At 71.5% G+C, this 18499-nt stretch carries 16 protein-coding genes; 8 read left to right on the top strand and 8 right to left on the bottom strand.

Annotated features, from left to right (window positions below):
- Positions 1 to 34 precede the first annotated feature (34 nt).
- Together AB0D93_RS11090 and AB0D93_RS11085 are read right to left on the bottom strand one after the other, a co-directional pair.
- Positions 35 to 799: a hypothetical protein gene (locus tag AB0D93_RS11090; protein WP_362116612.1), complete on the bottom strand. Its 765-nt coding sequence runs from the start codon at positions 797 to 799 to the stop codon at positions 35 to 37.
- A gap of 42 nt (positions 800 to 841) precedes the next feature.
- Positions 842 to 1147: an LAETG motif-containing sortase-dependent surface protein gene (locus tag AB0D93_RS11085; protein WP_362116609.1), complete on the bottom strand. Its 306-nt coding sequence runs from the start codon at positions 1145 to 1147 to the stop codon at positions 842 to 844.
- A gap of 109 nt (positions 1148 to 1256) precedes the next feature.
- Here AB0D93_RS11085 and AB0D93_RS11080 point away from each other — a divergent pair, with 109 nt between their 5' ends.
- The 5 genes from AB0D93_RS11080 (at position 1257) to AB0D93_RS11060 (ending at position 9004) form a co-directional block, all read left to right on the top strand.
- A complete protein-coding gene (locus AB0D93_RS11080) occupies positions 1257 to 1601 on the top strand; it encodes a hypothetical protein (RefSeq protein ID WP_362116605.1) in 345 nt (114 codons plus the stop codon).
- A 216-nt stretch (positions 1602 to 1817) separates the two neighbouring features.
- Entirely contained in the window at positions 1818 to 3065 is a 1248-nt protein-coding gene (locus tag AB0D93_RS11075) for an Ig-like domain-containing protein (RefSeq protein WP_362116602.1), read from the top strand.
- 155 nt (positions 3066 to 3220) lie between these two features.
- Positions 3221 to 4669 carry an ABC transporter permease gene (locus AB0D93_RS11070; protein WP_362116599.1) on the top strand — a complete coding sequence of 483 codons (1449 nt, stop codon included), beginning with the start codon at positions 3221 to 3223 and terminating at the stop codon, positions 4667 to 4669.
- 108 nt (positions 4670 to 4777) lie between these two features.
- Complete coding sequence (locus AB0D93_RS11065; protein WP_362116596.1) at positions 4778 to 5461, top strand: ABC transporter ATP-binding protein; 684 nt, start codon at positions 4778 to 4780, stop codon at positions 5459 to 5461.
- Between the two features lie 240 nt (positions 5462 to 5701).
- The gene (locus tag AB0D93_RS11060; protein ID WP_362117227.1) at positions 5702 to 9004 is read left to right on the top strand and encodes a S8 family serine peptidase; all 3303 of its coding nucleotides are present in this window, start codon (positions 5702 to 5704) and stop codon (positions 9002 to 9004) included.
- 71 nt (positions 9005 to 9075) lie between these two features.
- Here the strand turns inward: AB0D93_RS11060 and AB0D93_RS11055 are convergent, their stop codons facing one another.
- The gene (locus tag AB0D93_RS11055; protein WP_362116593.1) at positions 9076 to 9969 is read right to left on the bottom strand and encodes a helix-turn-helix transcriptional regulator; all 894 of its coding nucleotides are present in this window, start codon (positions 9967 to 9969) and stop codon (positions 9076 to 9078) included.
- Positions 9970 to 10136: 167 nt separating this feature from the next.
- Between AB0D93_RS11055 and AB0D93_RS11050 the strand changes: the two genes are divergently transcribed.
- A complete protein-coding gene (locus AB0D93_RS11050) occupies positions 10137 to 11183 on the top strand; it encodes an NAD(P)-dependent alcohol dehydrogenase (RefSeq protein WP_362116590.1) in 1047 nt (348 codons plus the stop codon).
- A 46-nt stretch (positions 11184 to 11229) separates the two neighbouring features.
- Here AB0D93_RS11050 and AB0D93_RS11045 read toward each other — a convergent pair whose 3' ends face one another.
- Positions 11230 to 11964 carry a Type 1 glutamine amidotransferase-like domain-containing protein gene (locus tag AB0D93_RS11045; RefSeq protein WP_362116587.1) on the bottom strand — a complete coding sequence of 245 codons (735 nt, stop codon included), beginning with the start codon at positions 11962 to 11964 and terminating at the stop codon, positions 11230 to 11232.
- Between the two features lie 80 nt (positions 11965 to 12044).
- Positions 12045 to 12911 (bottom strand): amidohydrolase family protein, encoded by an 867-nt coding sequence (locus AB0D93_RS11040; RefSeq protein ID WP_362116584.1) that lies wholly within the window; start codon positions 12909 to 12911, stop codon positions 12045 to 12047.
- Between the two features lie 38 nt (positions 12912 to 12949).
- Between AB0D93_RS11040 and AB0D93_RS11035 the strand changes: the two genes are divergently transcribed.
- Entirely contained in the window at positions 12950 to 13303 is a 354-nt protein-coding gene (locus AB0D93_RS11035) for a MerR family transcriptional regulator (RefSeq protein ID WP_362116581.1), read from the top strand.
- 253 nt (positions 13304 to 13556) lie between these two features.
- On the opposite strand, the gene AB0D93_RS11030 is transcribed toward AB0D93_RS11035, so the two are convergent.
- Positions 13557 to 15191, bottom strand: a complete 1635-nt coding sequence (locus AB0D93_RS11030; protein ID WP_362116577.1) for a M48 family metallopeptidase — start codon at positions 15189 to 15191, stop codon at positions 13557 to 13559.
- A gap of 164 nt (positions 15192 to 15355) precedes the next feature.
- Complete coding sequence (locus AB0D93_RS11025) at positions 15356 to 16474, bottom strand: hypothetical protein (RefSeq protein ID WP_362116574.1); 1119 nt, start codon at positions 16472 to 16474, stop codon at positions 15356 to 15358.
- Positions 16475 to 16678: 204 nt separating this feature from the next.
- Between AB0D93_RS11025 and AB0D93_RS11020 the strand changes: the two genes are divergently transcribed.
- Positions 16679 to 17833, top strand: coding sequence for a cystathionine gamma-synthase (locus tag AB0D93_RS11020; RefSeq protein ID WP_362116571.1), 1155 nt, complete (start codon positions 16679 to 16681; stop codon positions 17831 to 17833).
- Positions 17834 to 18208: 375 nt separating this feature from the next.
- Here the strand turns inward: AB0D93_RS11020 and AB0D93_RS11015 are convergent, their stop codons facing one another.
- On the bottom strand, positions 18209 to 18457 hold the full coding sequence (locus tag AB0D93_RS11015; RefSeq protein ID WP_362116568.1) for a hypothetical protein: 249 nt from the start codon (positions 18455 to 18457) through the stop codon (positions 18209 to 18211).
- Positions 18458 to 18499 lie beyond the last annotated feature (42 nt).

Raw genomic sequence — 18499 nt, 5'->3', positions numbered from 1 at the left:
GGGCCCTGCCGTGTGCAGGGCCCCTGCCGTCATGTCACTTCAGCTTCGCCTGCTGGGCCTTGACGACCTCCGGCGACACCGTGTACGCCTTCTTGGCCATCATCGCGCCCAGGTTCGAGGTGAAGTAGACCGACACGGTGCTGCCGAGCCGGACGACCTCGGCGTGCACGGGTGCCGCGTCCCCCTCGTCGGAGTCCATGGTCGCGGTGAACGCCACCGACCCGTCCCCCGTGCCCGTCGCCTTCTCCTCGGCGACCTTGGTGAACTGCACCTTCGTCCCCGCCTGCTGGCCGGAGAAGCCGCTCCCGCAGGCCTTGACGGCGGCGGAGACCGACGAGAGGGCCTTCTCGGCGCCGTCCCCGTCGTACGAGGCCAGGGTGACCGTGGTGACGTCCCGGTCCAGGGACTTGTGCATCGCCTCCTCGAACTTCTTCTCGTCGAGGTCGTCCAGCGAGGTCGGCTTGGCCGAGGGGGTCTTCTTCTGGTTCTCGGTGGCCAGACGGTCGGTCTTGGCCGCCGCGTCGACCGGCGGGAGCGCGCTCATCACGCGGACCAGCGGCCGGCACGACGCGCTGTCGGTGGTGATGGCGCGGGCCCGGGCGGCCGGTACCGGCTCCACCTTGTACCCGGGCAGCTCGCCCTGGGCGATGATCAGCTTCTTCAACTCCGCGGCGCTCAGCGCCTTCGCGGCCGTACCGGAACCCTTGGCATCCCCGTCGGAACAGCCCGTGACAAGGGCGAGCGACAGCGCACCCACCACAGCGGTGGCGCACAGCCGCACGCCCGATGATCTCTTCATGGGCGAACTATGTGTGTACCGTCAAAGATTCGTCAAGGGAAATTAAAAGCCCATGCGTTCGCGACGCACCGAATAGACCACGAAACCGGCGCCCACGCCGAGGAAGAGGGTGCCGCCGACGACGTACGGCGTGGTGTCGGGACCTCCGGTGTCGGCGAGTTCGGTGTCGTCCTCGGCGGCCGCCGCCGATACGGCCCTGGCCTGCTGCGTCAGGTGTGTGGTGGCGGATTCCGTGCCCGCTCTGGTCGAGGAGTCCTGCGACGCGTTCGCGGACGGGACGAACCACAGTGCGCACAGCAGCGTGCCCGCGGCGGTGGCGGTCAGCAGCGGACGGCGAGCGGATGACACGGAATATCGATCCCCTTGTGACGCTGGCGAATTGGCCGTGGGGAGCGATGTTAGTGAAAGTCGCGGGTCACAGGAAAGTCACGGGAGGTTTCGGTCGTACGCTCGCGCCATGAACGATGAAGAGACATCACGTTTTGTGCGGCTTCGTGTGGAGCTGGTCCTCGAGGTGCAGGACGAGGACGCGGTGACCAAGGCCGCGCTGCGCCGGCTCGCCGCGGACCCGGAGCTGCCCCCGGCCGAGCGGGCCCAGGCCGAGGGGGCTGTGACGGAGGACACCGCGGAGGCCCTCGCCTATCTCGTGGACCCGTTCGACCTGGTCGGCGAGGTGCCCGGGGTGGAGCTCCAGCAGGCGTCCTGGTCGAGCGAGCGGATCGACTACGACCCGGACTCGCCGGACTGGGAACTGGACGAGGACGACAGGCGGGACGACGAGGAAGAGGACGGCATCGGCTGAGCTTCGCGGGGCACTCCTGACCCCGGACGGCACCGCCGTCCGGGGTCTCGTCGTCCCAGGGGACGCACGGACGGCTCCGGCACCCACCGGCACTCCGGGAGTGGCGTGCCCCACAGATCCTGTGGGTGTGGAACGGCACGCCACGGCCGTAGCGTTGAGGGTTCTTGCGGGGGTGGCCTGGGTTTTCGCGAATCGGCAACGATGGAGAAGCGTGTGATGACGGACAGTAAGCGGCGCAAGGGCCTGATGGCCGCGTCCGCTCTGCTCGGTGGTGTCCTGGCCCTCACGGGCTGTTCCGGCAGCGGCAAGGCCAAGTCGGCCGACGACGGGGCCTCGTCGCAGGCCCAGGCCGACGCGGCGGCGGCGAAGAAGTCCTCTCAGGCGCAGATCTCGATCACGCCGAAGGACGGCTCCGACAACGCGTCGATCAACAACTCCGGCACCGTCACCGTCAGCAAGGGCTCCCTCACCGGCGTCACCATGACCACCGAGAGCGGCACGGCCGTCACCGGTCAGCTCTCCGCCGACAAGAAGAGCTGGAAGCCCAGCGCCCAGCTGCAGCGCTCCACCACCTACAAGGTCGCCGCGGAGGCCAAGGACGCCGAGGGCCGCATAGCCCACGAGAACGCCTCCTTCACCACCGTCTCCCCGGCCAACAGCTTCATCGGCACCTTCACCCCGGACGACGGCTCCACGGTCGGCGTCGGCATGCCGGTCTCGATCAACTTCGACAAGGCGATCACCAACAAGGCGGCCGTGCAGAAGGGCATCACGGTCACCTCCAGCAGCGGCCAGGAGGTCGCCTGCCACTGGTTCAACGCCAACCGCATGGACTGCCGCCCGGAGCAGTACTGGAAGGAAGGCTCCACCGTCACGCTGAAGCTGGCGCTCGACGGCGTCGAGGGCGCGTCCGGCATCCACGGCGTCCAGCAGAAGACGGTCACCTTCCACATCGGACGCAACCAGGTCTCCTACGTCGACGCGAAGACCAAGCAGATGAAGGTCACGCAGGACGGCAAGGTCGTCAAGACCATCCCGATCTCGGCCGGCGCCCCCGAGCACACCACGTACGAGGGCCAGATGGTGATCTCCGAGAAGTTCACCCAGACCCGGATGAACGGCGCGACGGTCGGCTTCAAGGACTCCGACGGCAAGGGCGAGTACGACATCAAGGACGTGCCGCACGCCATGCGCCTGACCAGCTCCGGCACCTTCATCCACGGCAACTACTGGGGCGCCCCCTCCGTCTTCGGCAGCGTCAACACCAGCCACGGCTGCGTGGGCCTGCAGGACAAGAAGGGCGCGGGCGACCCGAACATGCCGGCCGCCTGGTTCTACAGCCACTCCCTCGTCGGTGACGTGGTCGTGGTCCAGAACACCGGCGACAAGACCGTCGCCCCGGACAACGGCCTCAACGGCTGGAACATGGACTGGGCCCAGTGGAGGGCCGGCTCGGCCGTCTGACGCCGCCTCACCGTCCCGCCAGTGCCGCCCCCAGGGGCGGCACTGGCATTTATGGGCTCTCCACGGGCCCTCCATGGGCAGCAGCCACAGCCTTCTCATGCTTCTTTTATGTCGGCCTTATGGTGTCATCACGGTCCGTCCCTAGCTTGCGGGCCATGTTCTTCACCTACCTGAGGCGCGAACTGCGCCGCCGCAGAAAGGCGGCCCTCGTCGTCGCCTCCGGCCTCGCGCTGGGCATCGCGCTGGTCATCGTGGTCAACTCCGTGTCCAGCGGCATGGGGAAGGCCCAGGACAAGGTCCTGCAGTCGCTGTACGGCCTGGGGACGGACATGACCGTCACCAAGGCGCAGACGCCGAGCGGAAGCAGCTCGCAGCGGCCCCGTTTCCAGTTCGACGCGCGGAAGAACGGCGACACGTCCTCCCAGAGCAGCGACCGGGTCATGGTGCAGGGCTTCACCACCCTGGCCTCCTCGACCGTCGGCAGGGTCGCGGCCCAGCAGGGCGTGTCCCAGGCCGTGGGCGGCCTCAGCCTCAACGTCTTCCGGGTCGACGGCCAGTTCACCCGCGGCCAGTTCCAGCAGAGCGGCGGCGGCGGGTTCCGGCGCGGCGGCGAAGGACAGCCTCAGGGCGAGGTCAAGGGCGGCGGCGCGGACTTCGGCATCAACCAGTACACGGTCTACGGCACCGACGTCACGCACACCGCGCTCGGCCCGCTGACCTCCTCGAAGATCACCAGCGGCCGTTCCTTCAGGAGCACCGAGACGAACGCCAAGGTGGCGGTCGCGGACTCGGCGTACGCCAAGGAGAAGAAGTACAAGGTCGGTTCGACCGTCACCGTCAAGGGCACCAGGTTCACGGTGATCGGCATCGCGACCGCCGACAGCGGTGACGCGGCGGCCAACCTGTACGTCCCGCTGCAGCAGGCGCAGACCCTCGCTGACGAGAAGAGCAAGGTCACCACGATCTACGTCAAGGCGACCGACTCCCAGAGGATCGACTCCGTCAAGAGCGTCATCCAGAAGAACGTCTCCGGGACGACGGTCACCACCTCCTCCGACCTCGCCAAGACGGTCTCCGGCTCCCTGTCCACCGCCTCCTCCCTCGCCACCAAGGTCGGCACGTGGCTGTCCATCGCGGTGCTGGTGGCCGCGTTCCTGGTCGCGGGCCTGCTGACGTCCTCCGCGGTCTCCCGCCGCGTCCGCGAGTTCGGCACGCTCAAGGCGCTGGGCTGGAAGTCGGGCCGGGTGACCCGGCAGGTCGTCGGCGAGGCCGTCGTCAACGGCCTGGTCGGCGGCGTCCTCGGTATCGCCCTGGGCCTCGCGGGCGCGTACGCCGTCACGGCCGTCAGCCCGACCCTGCAGGCCCAGCTGGGCGGGGGCACCGGCAGCGGCTTCGGCGGCGGGCCCGGTGGTGGCGGTGGCTTCGGCGGGCCGGGGGGACGCGCGGCCAAGACCCTGGAGGTGGCCCTCACGGCACCGGTGAGCGTGACGACGATCGCCCTGGCGGTGGGCCTCGCGGTGGCCGGCGGACTCATCGCCGGGGCGTTCGGCGGCTGGCGTGCCTCGCGGCTCCGTCCGGCGGACGCGCTGCGCCGGGTCGAGTAGCCGAAGCCGGCTGCGTGCCCGCAGCGGGCACGCAGCCGCGCGAGCAGCCCCCGCCGACCCGCAGCCGACCGTGCGGCGCACCACCCGAACCCCTCCCCAGGAGCCCCCATGTACGACCTCAGGAACGTGACCAAGCGCTACACCCGCGGCAAGGACACCGTCCACGCCCTCGACGGCGTCGACCTCACCATCGGCGACGGCGACAGACTCGTCATCCAAGGCCCCACCGGCGGCGGAAAGTCCACTCTCCTGCAGATGCTCGGCGGCCTGGACCGGCCCACGGCCGGTGAAGTCGTCCTGGACGGCACCGACCTGGCCAAGCTCAGCGAAGCACGGCTGACAAGGGTCCGCAGCGAGAACATCGGTTTCGTCTTCCAGTCCTTCAACCTCATCCCCACCCTCACCGCCCAGGAGAACGTGGAGACGGCCCTCGTCCCCCTCGGCATCAAGGTCAGGGAGCGCCGCGAACTCGCCGCCGAGGCGCTGAACTCCGTCGGCCTCGGCGAACGCCTCGGCCACCTCCCCGGCGAGATGTCCGGAGGGCAGCAGCAGCGCGTCGCCATCGCCCGGGCCGTGGTGAAGAAGCCCAAGGTGCTGCTCGCCGACGAACCGACCGGCAACCTCGACGAGGGCACGCGGGACGAGATCATGGACGTACTCGAACGGCTGTGGAAGGAGCACGGGTTGACCTTCGTCGTGGTCACCCACGACTCCGCGATCGCGAAGAAGGCCCCGCGGCTGGCCACCATCCGGAAGGGAAAGATCACGGTAAAGGAGAACGCCGGCGCCTGACGGTCCGGAACACCGGTTGCGCACACGGCAGTTCGCGGTTCTGTAACGGTGTCCCGCCCGCGGCGTAACAGTTTCCCGTCGCTTTTTCTTACCCTCCTCTCGTCCGTTGAGCGTTTCGATCACCCCCCGGCATACTGCGTGGGCCGGGGGGTGACGTACATGCGTACGAGACCACCCCCGGCCGGGTGAACGGGGAATTCGCCCGTACTCCATCTCCAGGGGGAGAACTTGCGCAGACAAGTGAAAAGAGCTGCTGCGGCCGGTGTGGCCACGGCCGCAGCCGTCGCCCTCGCAGCGGGTATGACCAGCCCGGCGTCGGCGAAGCCCGCGGTGCGCGTGCCGGCCGCCGCCTCCGTGCTCACCGCGAAGACCCACGTCACCCTCATCACCGGTGACCGCGTCGCCCTCGACGCCAAGGGCCGGATCGTCGGTCTCCAGCGGGCCAAGGGCCGTGAGCACGTACCCTTCCAGGTCCGCCGGACCGCGGGCCACACGCTGGTCGTCCCGGTCGACGCCGCCCACCTGGTCGCCTCCGGCACGCTGGACCAGCGCCTGTTCGACGTCACCGAGCTGAACAAGGCCGCCACCCGCAGGGCCCAGAAGGACGGCCTGAAGGTCATCGTCGGCTACAGCGGTTCCGCCGCGGCCGCCAAGGCGGACGTCCGGGGCGCCGGCCAGCTGCGCCGCAGCCTGACGTCGCTCAACGCCGACGCCGTGCAGACACCCGTCAAGGACACCGCCGGGCTGTGGCACGCGGTCACCCGGGGCGGCAACGCCGCCTCCGGCATCGCCCACGTCTGGCTCGACGCGGTCCGCAAGGCCTCCCTCGACAAGTCCGTGCCGCAGATCGGCGCCCCGGTCGCGTGGAAGGCCGGCTACACCGGCAAGGGCGTGAAGGTCGCCGTCCTGGACACCGGCGTGGACACCCGCCACCCGGACCTCAAGGACCAGGTGATCAAGTCCAAGAACTTCACCTCCGCGGCCGACGCCACCGACCACTACGGGCACGGCACCCACGTCGCCTCCATCGTGGCGGGCACCGGCGCCGAGTCGGGCGGCAAGTACAAGGGTGTCGCCCCGGACGCCAGGATCCTCAACGGCAAGGTCCTGGACGACACCGGCTCCGGTGACGACTCCGGCATCCTCGCCGGCATGGAGTGGGCGGCCGCGCAGGGCGCCTCCGTCGTCAACCTCAGCCTCGGCGGCACCGACAGCCCCGGCACCGACCCCCTCGAGGCCGAGGTCGACAAGCTGTCCGCCACCAAGGGCATCCTGTTCGCCATCGCCGCGGGCAACGACGGACCGGACTCGATCGGTTCGCCGGGCAGCGCGGACGCCGCGCTCACCGTCGGCGCCGTCGACAAGAAGGACAGGCTCGCCGACTTCTCCTCCACCGGCCCGCGCCTCGGCGACTACGCCATCAAGCCCGACGTCACGGCGCCCGGCGTGGACATCACCGCCGCCGCGGCCAAGGGCAGCGTCATCGACCAGGAGGTCGGCGAGAAGCCCGAGGGCTACCTGACCATCTCCGGCACCTCGATGGCCACCCCGCACGTCGCGGGCGCCGCCGCGATCCTGAAGCAGGAACACCCCGACTGGGGCTACGCCGAGCTGAAGGGCGCGCTCACCGGCTCCGCCAAGGGCGGCGCCTACACGCCGTACGAGCAGGGCGCGGGCCGTATCGCGGTGGACAAGGCCTACAAGCAGACCGTGATCGCCGAGCCGGTCTCGGTGAACTTCGGGCTGCAGCAGTGGCCGCACACCGACGACAAGCCGGTCACCAAGAAGGTGACGTACCGCAACCTCGGCGACAAGGACGTCACGCTCACCCTGAGCAGCACCGCCCTCGACCCCAAGGGCCACGCGGCCCCGGCGGGCCTCTTCAAGCTGGGCGCGAGCGAGCTGACCGTCCCGGCGCACGGCAGGGCCTCCGTCGGCCTGACCGTCGACACCAGGCTGGGCGGCACCCTCGACGGGGCCTACTCCGCGTACGTGACCGCGGCGGGCGCCGGCCAGACCGTCCGCACGGCCGCCGCGGTGCAGCGCGAGGTGGAGTCGTACGACGTCACCCTCAAGGTCATCGGCCGGGACGGCAAGCCGGGCAAGTACTACACCGCCGACCTCAACGGCATGTCCGGCCTGGCGAACGGCACCGAGCTGAGCCCGTATGACCCGTCCGGCACGGTGAAGGTGCGCGTGCCCAAGGGCTCGTACCTGCTCAACTCCTCCGTCACGGTGGACCCGGACAACAGCGGCAAGGGCCTCGACTGGATCGCCCAGCCGAAGCTGACCATCGCCGGGAAGCAGACGGTCACCATCGACGCGCGCAAGGCCAGGCCGGTGGACATCACCGTCCCGGCGCCGGGTGCGAAGTCGCAGTTCGCCGCCCCGGGGTACTCCCTCACGGTCGGCGAGAACGAGTACGGCTACACCTGGTTCCTGGACTCGTACAAGAACTTCCGCACCGCCCACCTGGGCCCGCGACTGCCCGCCGGCCAGCTGTACCAGCAGTGGGACGGCCACTGGTCCAAGGGCACGAGCGAGGAGTACGACGTCACCTCCGGCGGCCCGGTCGAGCAACTCGCCACCGGCTTCACCAAGCACTACAGGGCGAGTGAGCTGGCCACCGTGAAGGCCCGGCTCGGTGCCGCCGCGAGCGGCAAGACCGGTTCGGTCAGCGCCGTCGGCTGGCTGCCCGGCAGCACGGGTGCCTCCTCCGTCGACATCCAGCAGAAGCTGCCCGGCACCCGCACCCTGCACCTGTCCGCGAAGGGCGGCGTCCTGTGGGACCTGGACTTCACCCAGTACGGCGGGCTCGACCCGGACGGCTTCCCGGTGGCCGACGCGGGCTACACGCTCGGCGAGTCCTCCTTCAAGGCCGGTCACAGCTACACGCGGACGGTCGACACCGCCGTCTTCGGCCCGCACGTCGGCAAGGACTTCGGCCTCTACCGCAACGGCAACGAGATCTACGGTTCGCTGCCACTGTTCGCCGACTCCGGCAAGCACCCCGGGTCCTCGGCGTTCACCTCGGTGCACACCACCCTGTACCGCGACGGCGACAAGGCCGGCTCCAACGACGACCCGCTGTTCGGAGAGGCCACCTTCAAGGTGCCCGCCGGTGACGCCGCGTACCGGCTGACCACCTCGGTCACGCGCTCGGCGAAGGTCGCCCGCGCCTCCTCCCGGATCGACGCGACCTGGACCTTCCGCTCCAAGAAGGTCTCCGGCTCCCCCGTCCGGCTTCCCGCCTCCGTCCTGCGCTACGGCGTGACGACCGGTCTGGACAGCCGGGTCGAGGCCGGAAGGACGGTCACCTTCCCGGTCACCGTCGAGGGCGCGGCGGCGGGCGGCAACCTGAAGTCGCTGACGGTGTACGTCTCCTACGACGGCAAGACCTTCAAGAAGGCCGACGTCCGGAACGGCAGGATCACGGTGAAGAACCCGGCGAAGGGCAGGTCCGTCTCCTTCCGCTCCGAGATCACCGACAAGCAGGGCAACACGTCAAGGATCACGATCTACGACGCGTACGCCGGACGGTGAGCCGCAGCGCCCTGTGACGAGGCGAGGGGCACCCGGAGCACAGGCTCCGGGTGCCCCTTTCCCGTGACGGGCTAGGCGGACGGCACCGCGCGGGGCGCGTCCGTGCCCCAGCTGGCGAGCAGGCGCAGGGAGTCGGCCGAGGGGGAGCCCGGTTCGGCGTGGTAGGTGACCAGGGCCTGGTCCGCGTCGTCCGTCAGCTGGAAGGACTCGAAGTTCAGGGAGAGGTCGCCCACCAGGGGGTGGTGCAGGCGCTTGAGGCCGTGGGTCTTCTCCTTGACGTCGTGCGTCGCCCACAGCCGGCGGAACTCCTCGCTCTTCACGGAGAGTTCGCCGACCAGCGCCGACAGGCGCGGATCGTCGGGATAGCAGCCCGCGTTCATACGCAGACCGCAGACGATGTCGATCGCCTTCTGTTCCCAGTCGACGAACAGATCCCGGTAGTCGGGGCGCAGGAACACCAGACGGGCCCAGTTGCGCTCGGCCGGCGGCAGGTCGCCCCAGTCACCGAAGAGGGCCGCCGCCATCCGGTTCCAGGCGAGGATCTCCGAGCGGCGCCCGACGATGTACGCCGGTACGCCGTCCATCGTGTCCAGCAGCTGCCGCAGCGCGACGCGGACCTGCTGCTGGCGTGCCGCCGGCTTCTTCTTGTGCGACTTCGGCTTCGCCAGATGCGTCAGGTGCGCGTGCTCGGCGTCCGACAGCCTGAGCGCCCGGGCGATCGAGTCCAGGACCTCCGCCGAGACGTTCCGCCCGTTGCCCTGTTCGAGCCGGGTGTAGTACGCCACCGACACCCCGGCCAGCTGTGCCAGCTCCTCCCGGCGCAGCCCCGGCACCCGCCGGTGCCGTCCGAAGTCGGGCAGCCCCACGTCCTCCGGCTTCAGCCGGGCCCGTCGGCTGCGCAGGAACTCGCTCAGTTCGGCCCGCCGGTCCAGCGGCGGGGACGAGGGCAGGGGCTGGTTTTCCATACATCCAGTATTCATGGTCGTACGCTCCGGATCCTGACCCCGCCAGTGGTAGGCACGGCAGACGTACGCAGAGGCGTGGTCTGGGTGGTCGTCGTAGCGTGAGAGAGGCTGTTCGTGTGCCCGGCGGAAGGCAGCCGGGCGCGCTGATATCGCTAGGAGAACCCGGCATGACCACCACTGTTGCTGCTTACGCCGCGCCCGCCGCCAAGGCCCCGCTGGAGCGGACCACGATCGAGCGGCGTGCGGTCGGTGAGTTCGACGTCCTGATCGACATCGAGTTCGCCGGTATCTGCCACTCCGACATCCACCAGGCCCGGGAGGGCTGGGGCACGGCGATCTTCCCGATGGTGCCCGGTCACGAGATCGCGGGCGTCGTCTCCGAGGTCGGTCCGGGTGTCACGAAGTACGCCGTCGGGGACCGGGTGGGCGTCGGCTGCATGGTCGACTCCTGCCGCGAGTGCGACAACTGCAGGGCCGGTCTGCAGCAGTACTGCACCGGCGGCGGCCCGAACTGGACGTACAACTCCGTCGGCAAGGACGGGCAGCCCACCTACGGCGGCTACTCGAAGAAGATCGTCGTCGACGAGAACTACGTCGTCCGCATTCCGGACGGTCTCTCCCTCGACGTGGCCGCCCCGCTGCTGTGCGCCGGCATCACCACCTACTCGCCCCTCAAGCACTGGAACGCCGGCCCCGGCAAGAAGGTCGCCGTGGTGGGTCTGGGCGGCCTGGGCCACATGGGCGTGAAGATCGCGGCGGCGCTCGGCGCCGAGGTCACCGTCCTGTCCCAGTCGCTCCGCAAGAAGGAGGACGGGCTGAAGCTGGGCGCCACCCACTACCACGCCACCAGCGACCCGAAGACCTTCGAGGACCTCAAGGGCACCTTCGACATCATCCTGAACACCGTCTCGGCACCGCTCGACTTCGACGCGTACCTGTCCCTGCTGCGCACGGACGGCGCGATGGTCAACGTCGGCATCCCCGAGGAGCCGGTCCGGATCCTGCTGTCCTCCGTGTTCGGCCACCGCCGCAGCCTGAGCAGCTCCGGCATCGGCGGCATCCCGGAGACCCAGGAGATGCTCGACTTCTGCGCCGAGCACAACCTGGGTGCCGAGATCGAACTGATCCGCGCCGACCAGATCAACGAGGCGTACGAGCGGGTCGTGCACAGCGACGTGCGCTACCGCTTCGTGATCGACACGGCGACGATCTGACCGGTCCGGACGGTCCGGCAGGGGCGCGGGCGGGTGCCCGCGCCCCTCACCCGGAGCCCGGGGCCCCGGGCAGGCCGAACCGCTCGCCGGCGCGGCAGGCCCGCACGAGCACACCCCCGCCCTCGTCAGGCCGTACGACATGGGCGCGGCCCAGCCCGGCCACCCGGACCTCGCCGCCCGCCACCTCCAGCACGGTGTTCTCGTCCACGGCGACCCCGTACGGAGCGTCCCCCCGCCCGACCACCGCGACCAGCCGCGCGAGGGTCCCCCACCGGGCGGCGTGGACGTCCACCGCGAACGGCACCAGCCCCAGCCCCGCCCGGACCTCGACCTCCGCCAGGTCCTCCCCGGTGTCCTCCGGGCACACCGGTACGCCGTCCATCAGCCACCCGCCGACCACGGCCCGCCGCGCGGCCACGGCGGCACCGGCGGAGAAGCCCGCGTACGGCATCCCCCGCGCGGCCAGCAGCTGCGGCAGCCGCTCCAGGCAGCCGGCGAGCGCCTCCTGGTACGCGGGCGTCAGCCCACCGCACACCAGCAGCCCGTCGACACCGTCCAGCGCGGCCTCCGCCTCGAACCGGCCGCCGAGCGGCACGAGCAACGGCACGGGTGTGTACGCCCCCGCCCGGCGCAGCACCTCGGCGTACCGCTCGAACTGTGCCGCCCCGTCCCCCTCGTCGACGACCAGACACCCGATGCGCCGGTCTTCGCCGGCCGCACGGACGAACGCCTCGTACACCTCCGCCGTGTCCCACCCGCCGCCGATCAGGTATGTGCTCACCCGTTTCCTTCCCCTGCCCGCTCGTCCATGGCTCCGCGAGCGGTGAATGTACGGGGAAGGGGCCGTCGGCGTCGCCGGAATTAGCGGGCGTCCCCGGTGATGCCCAGCAAGGCGGCCGCGTTGCCGCCGAGGACCCGCTCGCGGACCTCCGCGGACCGCGTCGCCCGCTCCACGGTCGTACGCGCCACGACCGGGTCGCCGTAGGGGGCGTCGGAGCCGAAGAGGGCGCGCTCGGGGAGCTCGCGGACGGCGAGCCGTACGGCGAGGACCAGGAACGCGGTGGACAGCTCCAGGTACATGCCGGGCGTGTCCCGGACCAGCTCTATGGCCTCCATCCAGTGCAGGCCGCCCAGCTGGCTGACGACCAGCGGGACGCGCGGGTGGCGGCGGGAGAGGGCGGCGAGCGTGCGCAGGTCCTCCGCGGTGGTGGGCGCGAACCCGTGCACGACCACCGGCAGCCCGCCGTGGTCGGCGGCGGCCCGCAGCACCGGCTCCAGCCGGCGCCGGCCCGCCCCGGCGCGGGCGTCAGCTCCCCGATCCCGCGCAGCCCCCGCCCCACCACGTCCTCGGCGACGGCCTGTTCGACCTCCGCGTCCGGCAACTCCAGCGGCACGGACCCGAAGCCGACGAACCGCTCCGGGTGGGCGCCGACGGCCGCGACCACCTCCTGCAGAGCGCCGGCGAACGCCTCCCGCGATCCACCGGTCCCGCCGAGCGCGGTGTCCAGCACGGCGAACTCCCGGCGCAGGCCCGCCAGATCGGTGGCGCGCTCGGGGTGGGGACGGGTGGGGAACAGGACGGCCCTGTCGACGCCGGCCGCGTCGAGGGCGGCGAGATGGAGACCGACGGGGTCGTGCACATGCCCGTGCGCATCGATGATCATTTCTCTCCTCGGAGCCGTGGAACAGTGATCCGCGCGGGAGCGTTGCAGCCTGACACGGTGACAAGGTCAAACAGCGGCCGGGCCGGGAAACGGATGGTGGGAATGCTGATCGGCGAACTGTCGGCCCGCACGGGCGCCAGCCCCCGCCTCCTGCGCCACTACGAACACACCGGTCTGCTGACCCCGCACCGCCGCGCCAACGGCTACCGCGAGTACGCGGAGGAGGACGTCCGCACCGTCCGCCGCATCCGCACCCTCCTCGCGGCGGGCCTGCCGACCAGGGTGGTCGCCGCCCTGTTGCCCTGCACTGCCGACGGCGGGACGGAACCGGCCCTCGCGCCCTGCCCGGGCGTCGCCGAGGCACTGCGTGGCCGGCTGGCCGAACTCGACGACCGAGTCGCCCGGTTGCAGGCGGAACGCACGGAACTACGCCGCCTGATCGAAGAGTTGCCGTGAGGCCCGGTACCCGGATCCGGTACTCGGCCCGTGGCGACCGCCGGCCGGCCGCCTTCTCCCTGCTGCCCTACAGGCCGGTCACCACGGTCTCCAGCGCCGGCAACTCGGCGTGACGGCTGTCGCCGCATACTGGCGCCGGCCCCACGCCTACCTCGATCCGGAGGTACGCGCGGGTGTCTCGCTGCTCGCCCAGACCGGTCAGCGGCGGGGTCGGTCCGTTCGTCGTTCGTCGGGGGAAGGAGCGGGGTGCCGGTCAGGCGTCCTGGGTCGCCGGGGGCAGCAGGGCGCGCAGGGGCGCGGTGTCGGGGTCGTCGGCGAGTGCCGCGTCCACCGCCGCGTCCAGCGCGGCCTCCGGGCCGTCGCCCTGCGCGGTCCGCGAAGCCCAGCCCGGCAGTCGTACGGAGGCCGGCCGGGACCAGGAGAACTCCCAGTGCAGCAGCGAACGGGCGCTGAACTCGGCCAGCACCATCGTCCGCACCGACCTGGCCAGCACGGGCCGTACGAACTCGCGGAACGCCCGCCCCTTCGCGGCGGCCGCCTCCTCGGACAGCGGCAGCCGCTCGGCCAGCCGCCACAGCCGTCCCTCGTCGATGACCTGCAGCAGTGCGGCCGGCGTCGGCGGCTGCCCGGTGTAGTCGGCCAGCGCCCGGTGCAGCGGGGTATGCGCGGCGGACAGACCCGTGGCCATCGAGACGTCCAGCAGCTCCTCCCAGCCGGCGGCGCGCCGGAAGGCGAGCACCTCGTCGGTCAGTACGGCGTCCTCCAGCGCGGCCAGGGTCCGCTCCGGGTCGGCGAGCAGGCCGAGGGCCGCGCCCTTGGCCTCCTCGGTGCGTCCGTCGGCGGGCAGCGCCTCGATCCGGCGCACCCGCTCGGCGATCGGCGGGTGGGAGTCGTACGGCGAGACCGGCTCCTCGGGCAACTCCGTGCGCAGCTCCACCAGCTCGAGCTCACGAGCCGTCAGCAGCTTGCCGAAGCCGCCGAAGAACTCGCCGCGCGGCGGCAGCAGCCCGGACTGCAGGCCGAGGGTGGCGTAGGAGTCGAGGTAGAAGCCGTGGGACGCGGACAGCACCGGGATCTCGCGCAGCGCCGACGCCGTCGCATCGCGCCCGGCGATCCGCGCGGCGGCCAGGTCGGCGGCGAACTCCTGGCCGCGCGCGGTGGAGAGCGAGGCGCGCATGTAGAACTTGGCGTACGCGGTGTAGATCGCCGCCATCAGCCGGTACGTCGCCCCGGAGCCGGTGGTGTCGACCGCCTTGGCCTTCTTGCCCTTGGCGACCCGCTTGGCGGCGGCCTGCTCCTGCCGGGCCCGTTCGGCGGCCACCTTGCCGTCCGCCTTGGCGTGGAACTGCCCGATGACCCGGGCGAGTTGCACCCGGCCCCGCACGACCAGCGCGGACAGCCTGGTGTCGCCGCCGGTGAAGTGGCCGTACTCATGGGCGAGTACGGCCCGCAGCTGGGCCTCGGTCAGGCCGGTCAGCAGCGGCACGCCGAGGTGCAGGCGGCGTGGGCCGGGGCGCAGGCCGAGCAGTCGCGGTTCCTCGCTGACGGACGCGTTGACGTCACCGGTGAGCAGGATCCGGTCGGGAACGCGGGTGCCGGCCGCCGCCGCGACGTCCCGGACCAGCGTCCACAGCCGGGGCTCGTCGGCCTCCGAGACCGGGAGGCCGGGGCCGTCCTCACCCTTGGGCGTGCGCAGCATGAACAAGCCGCGGACGACGGGGACGGCGAGCAGCACCGACACGAGGGCGATCTTCGCGGCGACCGGCCCGTGTCCCCAGGTGAAGGCGGCGATGTCGAGACCGAGCAGCGCCGCGAGCAGCACGAGGCTCAGCAGATAGAAACCGAGCAGCAGAACGAGAGCGCGCAGCGCGCGCAGAGTTGCGCCCATCGGGCAGATCCCCCCACAGGACCTCAGAAACAGGACATGGCGCAGCACGGGACCGACGTCCGTCGGTGTGCGTGGTGCGGTGTGGGGGGATGCCGGAGTATGCCCTACCGCAGGTCAGCAGGGCAATGCGGATACGGCGCCGGGTGCGGGCCGCGGCCGTCGGCTCAGCCGGGCAGGGTGGCCGGGCTGCCGCCGTTGGCCTCGTAACCGGCCACCGCCAGGGCACGGTAGACGGCGAACTCGCCCGCCGGGTCGCCGGACAGCGTCCAGGGCAGCGCGCCGATGTGCCCGTCGACGTGTATCAGCTGCTGCATGGCCTCCTGCCAGCGCTCGGCGCGGACCAGGAAGAAGATCAGCAGATGGCGGACGTGCGCCTGCATCGGGTCGTCGGGGCGGGCCGAGTGCACCGCGTGCAGGGCGCCGTGCATCGCCCTGGTGACGACCTCGCTCTGGTAGAAGCCCGCGACCAGGTTCACCTCGGGGAGGTGCTCGAAGACCGCGAACAGTGGCAGCGCGGCGAGCAGCGAACCCTGCGGGGCGCGGGCCGCGGCCGCCTCGGCGAAGGCGTACGCCTGCGCGCGCGAGCCGTGCCACTTCTCGCACCAGTAGTGCAGCGCGGCCAGATGCGCGCCCATGTGGTGCGGGGCGCGGTCGAGGATCTTCAGCCACAGCTGCTCGAACTCGTCCCGGGAACAGGCGAGTCCGCGGGCGACGGACAGCTCGACGACATACGGCACCGGGTCGCCCGGGGACAGCAGGGCCGCCTGCGCGCACGCGTCCCGCGCCTCCTCCATGATGATCCGGAAGTCTTCCGTGCCCGGCGTCGACGTCCGCCAGGCCTGCTGCGCCAGGAACTCCGCGTACACGGCCGCGGCGCCCGCGTCCTTGGGCTGCTCGGCCCGCCACACCCGCAGCCACTGGCCGCCCGGTGTCTCGTGTATCCCGCCGGGCCGCTGCTGCAGCTCCAGCGCGGCGGCGCCCGCGAAGGCCTGCACGCGCTGCCAGCGCAGCTCGCCCTCGGTCTCGGTGCCGGCCAGCAGCTGGGAGGCCGCGCGATAGTCCTGGGTGCGCTGCACCAGCTCCAGGACGTCCAGCAGGTCCTGGTCCGGGCCGGGCATGCGCACGTCCAGCTCCTCCTGGCGCACGAAGCCGTACGCCGCCGGGTCGGCCGCGTCCGGGTGTCCCGGGGGAACCTGCTCGATCACCCCGCGCCTGCGCCGCACGACCGAGAGCAGCACGAAGCTCAGCATGAGCAGCGCCATCAGCAGCCAGAGAATCGCCATGCCCCCAAGCGAACCAGACGTCGCCGACAATTGGCCAACCCCGCCGCGGAGCTGTGGAAAACTCCGGACCGGTCCATGACAGGTGGGACCCGCGGCGGTTTCCGCGGGAGCGCCTGCCGTTCCACACGGGGAAATCCCTCCGTCCGGTGCGGCCCGAGCCGTGCGGGCGTCAGCATCCGGCCAAGCGCACTACGCTCGGTGCTCATGAGCGACAGGCACATCAGTCAGCACTTCGAGACCCTCGCGATCCACGCGGGCAACACCGCGGATCCCCTCACCGGCGCGGTCGTCCCGCCGATCTACCAGGTCTCGACCTACAAGCAGGACGGCGTCGGAGGGCTGCGCGGCGGCTACGAGTACAGCCGCAGCGCCAACCCCACCCGCACCGCCCTCGAGGAGAACCTCGCCGCGCTGGAGGGCGGCCGCCGCGGCCTCGCCTTCGCGTCCGGCCTGGCGGCCGAGGACACCCTGCTGCGCACGCTGCTCAGCCCCGGCGACCACGTGGTCATCCCGAACGACGCCTACGGCGGCACCTTCCGCCTCTTCGCCAAGGTCGTCACCCGCTGGGGCGTGGAGTGGTCCGTCGCCGACACCAGCGACCCGGCCGCCGTGCGCGCCGCGATCACCCCGAAGACCAAGGCCGTCTGGGTGGAGACCCCCTCCAACCCGCTGCTCGGCATCACCGACATCGCCGCCGTCGCCGCCGTCGCGCACGACGCGGGCGCCAAGCTCGTCGTCGACAACACCTTCGCCACGCCCTATCTGCAGCAGCCGCTTGCGCTCGGCGCGGACGTCGTCGTCCACTCCCTGACCAAGTACATGGGCGGGCACTCGGACGTGGTCGGCGGCGCGCTGATCGTCTCCGACCAGGGCCTCGGCGAGGAGCTCGCCTACCACCAGAACGCGATGGGCGCCGTCGCCGGCCCCTTCGACTCCTGGCTGGTGCTGCGCGGCACCAAGACCCTCGCCGTGCGGATGGACCGGCACAGCGAGAACGCCACGAAGATCGCCGACATGCTGACCCGGCACGCGTGCGTGACCCAGGTGCTGTACCCGGGCCTGCCCGAGCACCCCGGGCACGAGGTCGCCGCGAAGCAGATGAAGGCGTTCGGCGGCATGGTGTCCTTCCGGGTCGAGGGCGGCGAGGAGGCCGCCGTCGAGGTGTGCAACCGCGCCAAGGTGTTCACCCTCGGCGAGTCGCTCGGCGGCGTCGAGTCCCTCATCGAGCACCCCGGCCGGATGACCCACGCCTCCGCGGCCGGCTCCGCGCTGGAGGTCCCCGCCGACCTGGTACGCCTGTCCGTGGGCATCGAGAACGTCGACGACCTGCTGGCAGACCTGCAGCAGGCCCTGGGCTAGCCGACGGCCCGGGCCCGGCGGCGGAACGGCTGCCCGACGGGCCGCACCCGCCGGGGACAGCAGGCCCGCCCACCGCTACGTGGGCGGGCCGCAACCCACCTCGGCGCACGGCCGTACCGGCGACGGTCGTTGCTCCGAGGCTGTACCTGCCATTCCCCCGGCGCCGGGTCGTACCGGCGATATCCCGTCGGCGCGCGGTCGTACTGGCGGTTTTCCGTCGGTCCACGGCCGTACCGGCGACGGCCCGTCGGCCCACGGCCGTACCGGCGACGGCCCGTCGGTCCACGGCCGTACCGGCGACAGCCCGTCGGCCCACGGCCGTACCGGCGACTGCCACGGCCCCCAGCCGCACCTGCACTCCCTCAGCCGCTCGGCTCACCAGCCGGTGATCGGGGGAGTCGTCTGGGAGGGTGGCTGCGTCCAGGGGTGCACACGGGCCGCCCAGACGGTGAACGCGACGACCGCGGCGCAGGTCAGCAGCAACAGCACCCGGCGCACGAGCTGCCTGCGCCGCAGCAGGCGCTCGCCGCGGCGCACCGCCTCCGCGCGCAGGTCCGGCGGCACCGGCGCCGGGGCCCGCTCCATGATCTGCCGCGCGGCGGCCTCCCGTTCGGGCCGATTCACCGTGCCCTCCCCCTCCTCCGGGGTTCAGGGGCGCCCGTGCCC

The sequence above is a fragment of the Streptomyces sp. NPDC048191 genome, assembly GCF_040652655.1.
Lineage (GTDB): Bacteria > Actinomycetota > Actinomycetes > Streptomycetales > Streptomycetaceae > Streptomyces.
The sequence above is the reverse complement of the archived record's forward strand: the minus strand, read 5'-3'. Positions and strand labels throughout refer to the sequence as shown.